Genomic DNA, 13,566 nt, shown 5'->3' with positions numbered 1-13,566 from the left:
CGACAACTCCAGCTTATTCCTGCGATGTGGGATGCGCGGTCAGCCATTCGGCCAGACGGCAGTATTGCGCAATGGTGACGTTTTCCGCCCGGACGTTCGGGTCCACTTCCAGCTCAGTGAGCTGTTCCGGTGTGAACAGGTTGCCCAGGCTGTTGCGCAGCGTTTTGCGACGCTGATTAAAGGCTTCCGTGGTGATCCGGCTCAGAATACGGGTATCCACCACCGGATACGGCGACGAGGTGTGCGGCACCAGACGTACTACAGCAGAATCCACTTTCGGTGCCGGTTTGAAGGCTGTCGGTGGCACTTCAAGCACCGGAATTACCTGACAATAGTACTGCGCCATCACGCTCAGACGACCGTAAGCCTTGCTGTTCGGTCCCGCCACCAGCCGGTTTACCACCTCTTTCTGCAACATGAAGTGCATGTCGTGAATAGCCTGAGTATAGCTGAACAGGTGGAACATCAGCGGTGTCGAAATATTATACGGCAGGTTACCAAAAACCCGCAGCGGTTGTCCCGCCTGTTGTGACAGGGCGGCGAAATCCACCGTCATCGCATCCTGCTGGATGATGGTCAGCTTGTCCCTGAGCGTCGGGTGAACCTCCAGCCGGGCGGCCAGATCGCGGTCCAGTTCCACCACGGTAAAGCGGTCAATACGTTCGCCGACTGGAATGGTAAGCGCCCCCAGACCGGGGCCGATTTCCACCATGGCCTGACCCGGTTGTGGGTGGATGGCGGAAACGATACTGTCGATCACAAACTGATCGTTGAGAAAATTTTGGCCAAAACGCTTACGAGCGAAGTGGCCTTGATGGACGCGATTATTCATTACGGTTAGCAATCATGTGGATAGCGAGATTTAATGCAGTGCGGAAGCTGCCCGGATCGGCCTGACCGCTGGCGGCAAGCTCCAGCGCGGTGCCGTGGTCGACGGAGGTGCGGATAAACGGCAGCCCCAGCGTGATGTTGACGGCCCGGCCAAAGCCCTGATATTTCAGCACCGGCAGGCCTTGATCGTGATACATCGCCAGTACAGCATCGGCGTGTTCGAGATACTTGGGTTGGAACAAGGTATCGGCTGGCAGTGGGCCAACCAACTGGATACCGGACTGACGCAGTTCATCCAGCGCGGGAATAATGACATCCAGTTCTTCACGTCCCATATGGCCGCCTTCGCCAGCGTGCGGGTTCAGGCCGCAGACGTAGATGACCGGTTGAGCGAGGCCGAATTTGCGCTGCAAGTCCTGATGCAAAATGGTGATCACTTCATGCAGGCTGTCGCGGGTGATGGCGTCCGCGACGTCTTTTAACGGCAGATGCGTGGTCGCTAGCGCGACACGCAGCTCCTCGGTTGCCAGCATCATCACCACACGCTGGCAGTGGCTGCGCTCGGCAAAAAACTCGGTATGGCCGGAAAACGGAATTCCGGACTCGTTAATGATGCCTTTATGCACCGGCCCGGTGATCAGCGCGGCGAAGTCGCCTTTCAGGCAACCGTCGCAGGCGCGGGTCAGCGTGTCCAGCACATAACGGCTGTTTGCCACATTCAGTTGCCCCGGCACCACGGTTGCGTCGGTGACGACTGGCAGCAGCGTCAACGTCCCGGCTGCTTGAGCTTGCGCACTCTGGTGCGGCTGGTACTCACGCAATGTCAGCGGCAGTTTCAGCGCCAGCGCACGGCTCAACAGTAAGTCGGCGTCAGCGCACACCACCAGTTCCACCGGCCAGCTTTGCTGGGCCAGTGCCACCACCAGGTCAGGACCAATCCCGGCGGGTTCGCCGGGGGTGATCACGACTCGCTGCACCTGCGCTTCAGTTGGCATCAGTTCTGCCCATTCAGGATTTTCACGTAAGCCGCAGCGCGTTTTTCCTGCATCCAGGTTTGCGCTTCTTCGGCGAACTTACGGTTAAACAGCATACGATAGGCCCGATCTTTCTGTGCTGCGTCGGTCTTGTCCACCTGACGGGTATCCAGCAACTGAATCAGATGCCAGCCGAAGGAGGAGTGCACCGGCGCGCTGATTTCGCCTTTCTTCAATTGGGTCAGCGCATCACGGAATGCAGGATCATACATGTCTGGTGATGACCAGCCCAGATCGCCACCCTGATTAGCGGTGCCCGGATCCTGAGACAGCTGTTTGGCGGCGTTGGCAAAGCTTAACTTACCGCTTTTGATCTGACTTGCGATGTCTTCCAGTCTGGCTCTGGCCTGTGCATCGTTCATGACCACCGAGGTACGTAGCAGAATATGACGCGCGTGCACTTCGGTCACCGAGACGGGCTGATCACCGCCACGAGTATCATTGACTCGCAGAATATGAAAGCCGACACCGGAGCGGATCGGCCCGATAACCTGGCCTTTCTGCGGATTAGTCAGACGTTCGGCGAACAACGACGGCAGTTCTTGCGGACGACCCCAGCCCATTTGTCCGCCTTTCAGTGCTTGCGGGTCGGCGGAGTAGGTGATAGCCAGTTTGCCGAAGTCGGCACCCTGCGAGGCTTCTTTCACCAGACGATTGGCCAGACTTTCCGCTTTGTCGACCTGATCCTGTGTCGGGTTTTCCGGCAGTGGGATCAGAATCTGGCTCAGGTTAACCTCGGGGCCGCTTGCTCCCTGACTGGCGATCTGTTGGGCCAGCGAATCCACTTCCTGCGGCAGTACCGTAACCCGACGACGTACTTCACTGTTGCGTACTTCGGCAATGGTCATGTCTTTGCGAATCTGGCTACGGTAAGTATCAAAGCTGATGCCTTCTGCCGCCAGACGGCTACGCAGTTGATCCATACTCATGCGGTTCTGCGCGGCGATATTGACGATGGAGCGATCCAATTGCTCGTCGGTTACCTGAACGCCCATTTTCTGCGCCATCTGCATGATGATGTTATCCATGATCAGGCGCTCCAGAATCTGGTGACGGAGCGTAGCGTCATCTGGCAGTTGTTGGCCAGCTTCTTGCGCGTTTAGCTTGACGGACTGCAACAGGCTATTGATATCGCTTTCCAGAACCACACTGTTGTCGACGATCGCGGCGATCTTATTGACCTCTTGCGGTGCCGCAAACGCCATGTTGGCACTCAGTGCCAGTCCCAGAACAAGCGCTCTCCAGTTCTTCATACCTTTCCCGTTAATTTTATCCGCCAGGGCGGGTTAAATGTTTAATCGCTACCGGTCATTAGACGTTTATTGTCGCCAGAGTTCCCGGCGTTACATTATTCAGAAAACATCGTCAGAACGCGCGCTGGTAAGGCAAAATACCGTTTTTCAGCATTTTTTCCGTACCCAGACTGTAATTGCTGCTCAGGCCACGCAGTTCAAAGCTAAAGCCAATCTTGTTGTCGTAAACGCTTTGATTGGTGTTGTTGTCCCACTTGGTGATTTTGCGCTCATAGCCGACGTTCACCGCCCAGCAGCAGGTGTTATATTGCAGGCCCAGCAACTGGTCAGCCGGTTGGTTAGCCTTGGTGTCATAGTAATAAGCACCCACGATAGCCCAGCGATCCGTCAACGGCCAACTGGCGGTAGCACCTACCTGCGAGATACCTTGCTGGAAGCCTGGGTTGGTCACCGTCGGCAACATAGCCTGAATATATTTCGAACTGGCGAAACGGTAGTTCAACTGGAACACTCTTTCACCACCACCACGGTATTCCAGCACGGCGTCACCGAGCGTGAAATCCTTCAGGCGTTGGTCATACTGTGCGCCGCCGCGAATACCCCAGTTGTCGGCGAACTTCCAGTACGAGTCTCCCGCCCAGTTCAGGCTGCCACGGTCATCGTTCTGGTCAATGCTCGAACTGGTGCCGGTGCGTGGACGTTCAAAATAATAAATCTGACCCAGTGAGGCATTGAAGCGCTCTTCCAGCGCACTGTCGTACATACGGGTGGTGACACCGGTTGATACCTGATTAGCCGAGGCGATGCGATCCAGGCCGCTGAAGGTGCGATCGCGGAACAGACCAGCGTAATCTGCCTGTAACAGCGTAGAGTCATAAGCGCGGATCGTTGACTGGTCGCGGTATGGCACAAACAGGTATTGCGCCCGTGGCTCCAGCGTCTGGGTGTAGCCTTTAGCCCAATCCATATCGCGTTCAAACACCATCTTGCCGTCGGTTTTGAACTGCGGCATCACTCGGTTGACACTGCTTTTCAATCGTTGTGATTCTAGCTGTTGGCTTGTGGAATTATTTGGATTGTCTCTGTAGGCATCCAGATTTTCCTGCTGGTAATGGGTGGCTAGCAGCTTGGTTTCAGTATTCAGGCTGGCCCAGCCGTTGGAAAGCGGCAACGACAGTGTCGGCTCTATGTGGAGCCGCGTAGCGTCCGGCATATTGGGATTGATGTTGGTAAATTTCGCCGCCTGGCCGTAGAGGTATAAATCGAAGGGGCCGATATCATTTCTGACGAAGTTGATATCCAACTGCGGCATGGCCCGGTACACGTCCTGACTAGCCAGGTTACTGAAGATTTGGTATTGGCGTGTCGACAGCGTAGCGTCCCAGTTACGGGTTGCGTAACCAAGACTGAATTTCTGGGTGGCATAACCGTCGGTGGTGTTACCGTAGACCGAGTCCAGATCGGTGAAATAGTTCTGGTCGCTGACCTTGGTGTAATCAACGTTGATACGCCATACCTGATCAACAACGCCGCTGTGCATCCAGTGGAACAGCCAACGGGTGTAATTGTCATCCGCCGCGTAACCTGACTTTCCAGACAGTACGTCGTTTTTATACTGCCTGTCGTCCTGCAGCCAGTCGAATTCCACCACACTTAAACCGAGGCGGGATAAGTGACGGAACTCGTTCTGCCACTGGATGCCACGGTTGGTCTGCACATGCGGCGTGATGGTGGCATCGTAGTTGGGGGCGATGTTCCAGTAGTAAGGGGTTATCAGTTCAAAGCCATTACGGCTACCGTATTTGGCATTGGGGATCAGAAAACCGGAACGGCGCTTATCACCGATAGGCAATTGCATGTAAGGGCTGTAGAACACGGGGACGCCAGCAATGTGGAAGCGGGCATTCCAAATTTCAGCGACTTCCTCCTGCCGGTCCTGGATCACTTCCGAACCGACGACACTCCAGCTATCATCACCGGGCAAACAGGATGTAAACGAGCCGTTATCCAGAATGGTGTAACGGTTATTTTCACGCTGCTTCATCTTATCAGCATCGCCGCGCCCCTGACGCCCCACCATTTGATAGTCGCCGTCTTCCACGTCGGTATCTTTGGTGTTGAGGTTAGACCAGGCTCGTGGGCCTCTCAGGATGACCTGATTGTCATCGTAATGCACGTTACCGATGGCGTTGACGGTGCGGAGTGGGTCAGCCTGACCAGGTTGTTGTTTCTGATGCAACTGTACCTGATCGGCGGTAAGCACGCGGTTACCCTGCTCGACGTTGACGTTACCTGTAAAAACGGCGCTGTCTGGGTAATTGGCCTGTGACTGATCGGCTTTGATGTGCACCGGCAACTGGCTGGTATCGCCATTAACCAGCGGACGATTATATACGGGAACGCCTGACATACATTGAGAGGCGAGATCGGCCAGTGCGTGCTGGCTGTATAGTGCCGACCAAATTAATGAGGCCAGCAGGGTTGGAAAACTTTTTTTCATACGCGGTATCAGGTGTTCCGTCATCAAGGGCATCATGCCGGCAAACGGTCAGAGACTATATCAGCCACCGGCGTGGCACCAGTGCAAAATCCCCGCCATTTTCTATGCGTTGCCGTTAGGAGCAAAGATAAATGACGGGTATGATAAAGCAATTTTTGGCCGACGGCATGGGGATTTGAGGAGTATATGCGGTATTGGGGAAAGTTGCTGGGGCTAGTGCTGGGGATTGCGTCCAGTGCTGGTGTCGGCGGGTTGATAATCGGACTGTTGTTAGGTCATTTGCTTGACAGAGCCCGTGCATCCCGTCAGCGCGACTTTTTTTCCGCGCAAGCTACTCGCCAGGCACTGTTTTGCCTGACAACTTTTCAGGCGATGGGGCATCTGGCTAAATCGAAAGGTCGGGTAACGGAGTCCGATATTCGCATCGCTACCACCATGATGGACCGGCTGGAGTTGCATGGCGAGGCGCGTAGTGCCGCACAACAGGCGTTTCGTGAAGGTAAAGCCAGCCAGTTTCCGCTACGTAGCAAATTGCGCAAACTGCGCGATGCCTGTATTGGTCGCTTTGATTTGATCCGGATGTTTCTGGAGATTCAGCTCCAGGTGGCGTTTGTGGACGGCGTGTTGCATCCTAGCGAGCGACGGTTGTTGTACCTGTTCGCCGATGAACTGGGGGTGACCCGCGAACAGTTCGAATTGTTCATGCGCAATATGGAACGTGGCAACCACCAGTCATCAAAGCAGAACAACAGCAGCGGCTACCAGTCGCGGCAAGGTAGCCATCAGTCGCGGCAGAACAGCAATTATCAGTCCCGGCAGAACAACTATCAGTCTCGACAGAACAGCAATCAGTCTCGACAAAACAGCAATCAGTCATCGCGTCAGGGCAACAAATCTTACCAGCGGCGAAACCAGTCGTATGGTGGGCAGTCTTACGGCCAACGGCCACCCGTGTCGTCGTATGGCCCGACGATTGAGAGCGCCTGCCGCACGCTGGGCGTGCGCAGCAGCGATGACGCCGCCACGGTGAAACGGGCTTATCGTAAACTGATGAGCGAACACCACCCCGATAAGATGATGGGCAAGGGCCTGTCACCGCGCATGATTGAAATGGCCAAGCGCAAAGCGCAGGATATTCAGGCCGCCTATGAGTTTCTCAAAATCAACAAATTTTCCCGCTGATTTTCTTCCCTTTATGCTCTGATTGTCTCCCGTTAGCGCGTGTCTTTCAGGACGCGTCGTTCTCTGCGAAGCCGTTGTAACGCCAGAGTCGGGGCGCTAGAAATCCGCTTCGCAGCGGAAATGCATCGGCGTGTTAAATGCCGGATGGGTGATCGCCAGCTCCTGCGCGTGCAGCAGCAAGCGGGGGGCCATGGCTTTGGCCTGCGGGTGGGCGTAGAAGCCGTCACCGAGAATGGGGTGACCCAGCGCCAGCATGTGGACGCGTAACTGGTGCGAGCGACCGGTTACCGGCATCAGCTTCACACGGGTGGTGCCGTCGCTGTCCCGTGATAGCACGACATAACCGGTCTGAGCAGGTTTACCCTGTTCAAAACAGACTTTCTGTTTTGGGCGATTCGGCCAGTCGCAAATCAGCGGCAGATCAACCAATCCGTCATCCGACACCAGATGGCCCCAGACGCGGGCGATGTAGGATTTCTTCGGTTCCCGCTCGCGGAATTGACGTTTTAGCTCCCGTTCCGCCGCTTTGGTTAGCGCCACCACCATCACGCCGCTGGTCGCCATGTCCAGACGATGGACAGACTCGGCGGCGGGAAAGTCGGCCTGAATGCGGGTCATGATGCTGTCCTTGTGCTCCTCGGCACGGCCGGGGACGGAGAGCAGTCCGCTGGGTTTGTTCACCACCATGATGTGCTTGTCCTGATACAGGACATGCAGCCAGGGATCGCGGGGTGGGTTGTAGGGTTCCATGAAGGGCTCCGGCATCGCGGCAAGAAACGATCTTGCCGCGATGTGTATCGTGTATATAGACAGCAGTATATAGACAACCGATGGGGCTTACTGGTGCGTCACCACCACCAGACGGATGGCATCCAGACGCCAGTTGGCCTGCTGCAGGTTAAGCAGCACTTGTTCGCGCTGTTCTTCCAGTGCCTCCAGTTCGTCGTCACGGATGTTCGGGTTGACGGCTTTGAGCGCTTCCAGACGTTCCTGTTCGCGGCGTAACTGTGTTTCGGCGTTACGCTGCGCGTCGGCGATCAGTGCTTGCGCCTGCGCTTCCACCAGCGGTTGGGCTTTCTGCAACATGTCATGTACATCGTCCTGCACCGCATTCACCAGTTTGCTGGAGGTGTGGCGGTTTACCGAACTCAGTTGGCGGTTGAAGCTCTCGAACTCCACCTGCGCCGCCAGATTGGTGCCTTTGCGGTCCAGCAGCACGCGAATCGGTGTTGGCGGCAGGAAGCGGGTCAGCTGCAATTTCTTCGGCGCTTGCGCTTCCACCACGTATACCAGTTCTGCCAGCAAGGTGCCGACCGGCAGCGCCTTGTTTTTCAACAGTGACACGGCGCAACTGCCGGTGTCGCCGGACAGGATCAGGTCCAGACCGTTGCGGATCAGCGGGTGTTCCCAACTGACGAATTGCGCGTCCTCTCGGGACAACGCCTGGTCGCGATCGAAGGTGATGGTACAACCGTCCTGCGGCAGGCCGGGGAAATCCGGCACCAGCATATGCTCGGATGGCGTCAGCACGATCAGGTTATCGCTGCGGTCGTCCTGATGAATACCGATGATGTCGAACAGGTTGAGGGCAAAATTCACCAGATTGACGTCGTTATCCTGCTCGGCGATCGCTTCGGCCAGTGCCTGCGCCTGTTCGCCGCCGTTGGAATGCATCTCCAGCAGGCGGTCGCGGCCTTGTTCCAGTTGGACCTTCAGCGCATCGTGCTGCTGGCGGCAGCTGTGGATGAACTCGTCCAGTCCTTCCTGTTCGGACGGTTTGGCAAGCAGGTTGATGAGTTGCTCGTAGTGGCCGTCGTAAATCGAACGACCGGTCGGACAGGTGTGTTCGAACGCATCCAGCCCCTCGTGATACCAACGCACCAGCAGCGCCTGAGCGGTGTTTTCCAGATAAGGCACCAGAATCTGGATATCGCGGCTCTGACCGATACGATCCAGTCGGCCGATGCGCTGTTCCAGCAGATCCGGGTTAAACGGCAGATCAAACATGATCAGGTGGCTAGCGAACTGGAAATTGCGGCCTTCGGAACCGATCTCGGAACAGATCAACACCTGCGCGCCTTCCTCTTCGGAAGCGAAGTAGGCAGCCGCGCGGTCACGCTCCAGAATCGACAGCCCTTCGTGGAACACCGCAGCGCGGATGGCTTCGCGGGTGCGTAGCACCTGCTCCAGTTGCAATGCAGTGGCCGCCTTGGCGCAGATCACCAGCACTTTCTCTTCGCGGTGGCTGGTCAGAAAATCCAGCATCCATTCGACGCGCGGGTCGAAGCTCCACCAGGTGGCGTTGTCGTCTTCAAATTGCTGATAGATCTGCTCTGGATAGAGCATGTCGCGTGCGCAGTCTTCCGCAGATTTGCGGGCATTCATAATGCCGGACACGCGGATCGCCGTCTGGTACTGCGTTGGCAGTGGCAGCTTTACCTGATGCAGTTCGCGTTTCGGGAAGCCTTTCACCCCCTGACGGGTGTTGCGGAACAGCACACGGCTGGTGCCGTGGCGGTCCATCAGCATGGTGATCAGTTCCTGACGCGCGGTGGCGCTGTCGTCGCTGCCGCTGGCGATGGACTTCAGCAGCGGTTCGATATCCTGCTCGCCCAGCATGTCGCCGAGTGCGTTACGCTCGCTGTCATTGATGCTGTTGCCGCTTAGCAACAGGGTGACCGCATCGGCCACCGGGCGGTATTGCTGTTGTTCGGCGATAAACTCGTGATAATCATGGAAGCGGTTCGGGTCGAGCAGACGCAAACGGGCAAAGTGACTTTCCTGACCCAATTGTTCCGGCGTCGCCGTCAGTAGCAGTACCGCAGGGATTTCACCCGCCAGTTTTTCAATAGCGCGGTAACCGGCGCTGGGTGCGTCTTCGCTCCATACCAGATGGTGCGCTTCATCGACGACCAGCAGATCCCAGTTGGCGTCCAGCAGTTGCTCGAAACGGGACGGGTTGCGGCGCACAAAATCCAGCGAACAGATGATCAACTGCTCGGTTTCAAACGGGTTGTCGCTGTCAAGGCGGGCTTCGGCGTAGCGCTCGTCATCGAACAGAGAAAACAGCAGGTTGAAGCGGCGCAGCATCTCCACCAACCACTGATGCTGCAAGGTTTCCGGCACCACGATCAGCACGCGTTCCGCCCGACCCGCCAGCAACTGCTGGTGGATAATCATACCGGCTTCAATGGTTTTACCCAGCCCTACTTCGTCTGCCAGCAGTACGCGCGGTGCATGGCGCTGGCCCACTTCGCGGGCAATATACAACTGGTGTGGGATCAGACTGGCGCGCATACCGCGTAGCCCACCCCACGGCTCCAGCGCCTGTTGGTGCTGGTGCTGGCGGGCGCGGTAGCGCAGCGCAAAGCGATCCATTCGGTCGATTTGACCGGCGAACAGCCGATCCTGCGGCTTATTGAACGTCAGCTTACTATCAAGGAACACTTCCCGCAGTTCGGCGGGTTCATCGGTGTCCAGCCGCTGACCGATATAGGTGCGCAGGCCATTCTCGTCACGCACGTCCTCCACTCGTAACTGCCAGCTTTCGTGGCTGGTGATGGTATCGCCGGGATTGAACATGACACGGGTGATAGGCGCGTCATTTCTGGAATAGAGACGGTTTTCGCCACTGGCCGGAAACAGTAGAGTCACCATGCGGGCATCCATCGCTACTACCGTACCCAATCCTAAATCGCTTTCTGTATCGCTGATCCAGCGTTGACCAAGTGTAAAAGGCATAAATTCTAAGCTCGATACTCGTCGTTGTCGGAGAATGTCTGAACAGAGGGCCGCCGACCTCTGCGTTCGGCAATACCTTACCCGCCCTGCGCGACAGTGATGATGTCGGGCACAGCCTATGATGCGGGGGTGGGGAACGCCTGATATTTTGAAAGGGCGCTATGGTACTGGATGGTGGCCTGTTCGTCACCTGTCAGGCACCACCGGATTGCTAAAATAGCCCCATCTGTCCGGTAATCAGTGTAGCAAAATCGTCGTGAATGAAAGGCAGTATCGCATCGGCGACCGGTTGTAACTGTTTTTCCACATAGTGGCTGTAATCCAGCGGCGAGCGGCGATTCTCCAGCGGTTCCGGGCCATTCACCGTGATGACGTAGCTTATCCAGCCACCACTCTGGTATTGCAACGGGCGGTCATGCTGGCGGTTGTAGTCGTCGGCCATTCTGGCGGCGCGGACCTGTGGCGGCACGTTACGTTGATAGTCGCTCAGCTTGTGGCGCAGGCGTTTGCGGTACACCAGCAGGTCGTCGTATTCGCCGCTCAACGTCTTCGCCACATACTCCCGCACCCACTCCTGATAGGGTTCACGGTGGAAGATACGCTGGTAAAGCTGTTGCTGGAATTGCTGCGCCAGCGGTGTCCAGTCGGATCGCACCGTTTCCAGCCCTTTAAACACCATCTGCTCGCCCTGTGCGGTAAGGGTCATACCGGCGTAGCGTTTTTTGCTGCCCAGTTCAGCACCGCGAATGGTGGGCATCAAAAAACGGTGAAAATGGGTTTCGTACTCCATCTCCAGCGCGCTGTTCAGCCCGTGTTGCTGGTGGAGGTGCTGTTGCCACCAGTCGTTGATATAGGCCACCAATTCACGGCCGATAGCTTCTGCCTCGTCCTCGCGGTGAGCGCGTTTAAGCCAGACGAAGGTCGAGTCGGTATCGCCGTAAATCACCTGATAGCCTTTGGCTTCAATCAGAGAACGAGTCTGGCGCATGATCTCATGGCCGCGCAAGGTGATGGAGGAGGCCAGGCGTGGGTCGAAAAAGCGGCAGCCGCTGGAACCCAGTACGCCATAAAACGCATTCATGATGATTTTCAGCGCTTGCGATAACGGCTTGTTGTTTTCCTGCTTGGCGAGGTCGCGCTGGTGCCAGATGCTTTCGACAATGGCGGGCAGACAATGGTGACGACGGGAGAACCAGGCACCACGAAAGCCTTCCACCGCATGTTGCTCATCCGGCTGCTGCAAACCGGTGACCAGACCGATCGGGTCGATCAGAAAAGTGCGGATGATCGAGGGATACAGGCTTTTATAGTCCAGCACCAGCACCGAGTCGTACAGACCGGGGCGGGAATCCATCACGTAGCCGCCTGGGCTGGCTTCTGGTGGTACTTCACCGAGGTTGGGGGCGACAAACCCGGCCCGGTGCATACGCGGCAGGTACAGGTGAGTGAACGCCGCCACCGAACCACCGCTGCGGTCCGCCGCCAGCCCGGTCACGCTGGCGCGCTCCAGCAAAAAAGGCATCAGATGGGTTTTCTCGAAAATGCGCGTCACCAGTTCGCAATCTTTCAGGTTGTAGCGCGCCAGCGCGGGTTTATCCTGCTGAAAGCGCTGTTCAATCTCTTCCAGCCGCTGATAGGGATTGTCGCTGGCCTTGCCTTCGCCCAGCAGTGATTGAGAGACAAATTCCAGGCTGAACGAGGCAAAGTTCCAGGTGGCGGATTTTAGCGCTTCAATGCCGTCCACGATCAGCCGCCCCGGCGCACCGGCGAAAAAGTGCCCTTGCCGGTAGCCGTGCTCGCGCCATTCCAGCGCCTGACCACCACGTCCGAACTGTAGTGGAATGCGGTAACGCTCGGCGTGTTGTTGCAGCACCCGCAGGTCAAACTGCACCAGATTCCAGCCGATGATCACATCCGGGTCGTGGGTTTGCAGCCACTGGTTGAGTTTCTCCAGCAGTTGCGGGCGACTGGCGACGTAGTCCAGCGTCAGATCGCCAGCATCGTCGGCGTTGCCGTTTTCTGGCCCCAGCATAAATACCTGGCGCTGGCCGCAGCCTTCCAGGCCGATGCAGTACAGCTCGCCGTGACGGCTGGTTTCGATATCCAGCGACACGGTTTTCAGTGGCGGGCGATAGTCAGAGGCAGGCTTCAGTCTGACGTTATCGATCAGCCCGTCAGCGCGTTCTTCGCCGCTGAACCAGACCGGGGCGGTAATAAAGCGTTCCATCAGAAACCGCTCCGGCGGGCGGATATCCGCCTCGTACACCGCAATCCCGGCTTCCTGGAGTTTCTTCTCCAGCCGTAGCAATTGGCGATAGTGCAGACAGTAGAGCCCGAGTTGTGGCTCATGGTGGAAGTTTTTCAGTTCCAGCGGCCGCAACTGCCAGTGTTTTTCACCGCTCAGTAGCTGGGTAATCTGTGCCTGATGGCGCATCGGCACAAACGCCACCGCCTGCTGCGGCGCTAACCTGACCCGGCAGGGGCCGTTATCGGTCGCCAGCCAGCATTCGACCTGAACCCCGGCGGGCGTGTCCTGCCAGTGGCGGGTCAATACGAACCCCTGACGCGGTGGTGAAAGGGTCATGGCGTGTAGTCAGATGGATAAATGAAATAATGCAGTGAATTATGTATATGCATACAGTGTTTGTCCAGAGGTATTCCTCCTACATAAGTGATAACCCGCTATTATGTTTTGTTATTGTTAAAAACGTTTACTTCTTTAACCTGAGCGTATTCCATTCAGAATAAAACGATGAAAATGAAATGATTCCAGAAATAATCGCTGAAACCGGCAGACTGAAAGAATGATAAACAGAGAATAATACATTTATGGGGAAATCATGGGGAAATGCATGAACGCCAATATGGCAAGTTTTGCTATTGGTTGATTTATCTGTGAAAAATTACGCCATTTTCGCACTAATAAAAAGCATGGTGGTGACGCGTTGGTGCATGACCGTGAATGTGTAATCAGCAACGCCGGAAATTATTCATATCTTTTTCTTTGAGGGTGTAATTAAAATTG

8 protein-coding genes are annotated in these 13,566 nt (G+C 56.3%); 1 reads left to right on the top strand and 7 read right to left on the bottom strand.

Annotation, left to right across the window (positions count from 1 at the left end; all coding sequences use genetic code 11):
- Positions 1–13: 13 nt before the first annotated feature.
- The 4 genes from rsmA to lptD all read right to left on the bottom strand — a co-directional run bounded on the left by rsmA (position 14) and on the right by lptD (position 5,654).
- Entirely contained in the window at positions 14–832 is an 819-nt protein-coding gene (gene rsmA / locus OB87_RS00040) for a 16S rRNA (adenine(1518)-N(6)/adenine(1519)-N(6))-dimethyltransferase RsmA (protein WP_033567408.1), read from the bottom strand.
- Positions 825–1,826, bottom strand: coding sequence for a 4-hydroxythreonine-4-phosphate dehydrogenase PdxA (gene pdxA, locus OB87_RS00035; RefSeq protein WP_033567407.1), 1,002 nt, complete (start codon positions 1,824–1,826; stop codon positions 825–827). Before pdxA ends, rsmA begins: the two co-directional genes overlap by 8 nt.
- Complete coding sequence (gene surA / locus OB87_RS00030) at positions 1,826–3,118, bottom strand: peptidylprolyl isomerase SurA (RefSeq protein WP_033567406.1); 1,293 nt, start codon at positions 3,116–3,118, stop codon at positions 1,826–1,828. Before surA ends, pdxA begins: the two co-directional genes overlap by 1 nt.
- Before the next feature lie 112 nt (positions 3,119–3,230).
- Complete coding sequence (gene lptD, locus OB87_RS00025) at positions 3,231–5,654, bottom strand: LPS assembly protein LptD (protein WP_081977326.1); 2,424 nt, start codon at positions 5,652–5,654, stop codon at positions 3,231–3,233.
- Between the two features lie 150 nt (positions 5,655–5,804).
- Here lptD and djlA point away from each other — a divergent pair, with 150 nt between their 5' ends.
- Positions 5,805–6,800: a co-chaperone DjlA gene (gene djlA / locus OB87_RS00020; RefSeq protein ID WP_033567405.1), complete on the top strand. Its 996-nt coding sequence runs from the start codon at positions 5,805–5,807 to the stop codon at positions 6,798–6,800.
- 96 nt (positions 6,801–6,896) lie between these two features.
- Here djlA and rluA read toward each other — a convergent pair whose 3' ends face one another.
- From rluA to OB87_RS00005, 3 genes are all read right to left on the bottom strand, one after another.
- Positions 6,897–7,550, bottom strand: a complete 654-nt coding sequence (gene rluA, locus OB87_RS00015) for a bifunctional tRNA pseudouridine(32) synthase/23S rRNA pseudouridine(746) synthase RluA (RefSeq protein ID WP_033567404.1) — start codon at positions 7,548–7,550, stop codon at positions 6,897–6,899.
- An 87-nt stretch (positions 7,551–7,637) separates the two neighbouring features.
- Positions 7,638–10,541 carry an RNA polymerase-associated protein RapA gene (rapA, locus tag OB87_RS00010; protein WP_033567403.1) on the bottom strand — a complete coding sequence of 968 codons (2,904 nt, stop codon included), beginning with the start codon at positions 10,539–10,541 and terminating at the stop codon, positions 7,638–7,640.
- A gap of 211 nt (positions 10,542–10,752) precedes the next feature.
- Positions 10,753–13,125 (bottom strand): DNA polymerase II, encoded by a 2,373-nt coding sequence (locus OB87_RS00005; RefSeq protein ID WP_033567402.1) that lies wholly within the window; start codon positions 13,123–13,125, stop codon positions 10,753–10,755.
- Between the last annotated feature and the right edge of the window lie 441 nt (positions 13,126–13,566).

The organism is Dickeya undicola, assembly GCF_000784735.1.
Classification (GTDB): Bacteria; Pseudomonadota; Gammaproteobacteria; order Enterobacterales; family Enterobacteriaceae; genus Dickeya; species Dickeya undicola.
The sequence above is the reverse complement of the archived record's forward strand: the minus strand, read 5'-3'. Positions and strand labels throughout refer to the sequence as shown.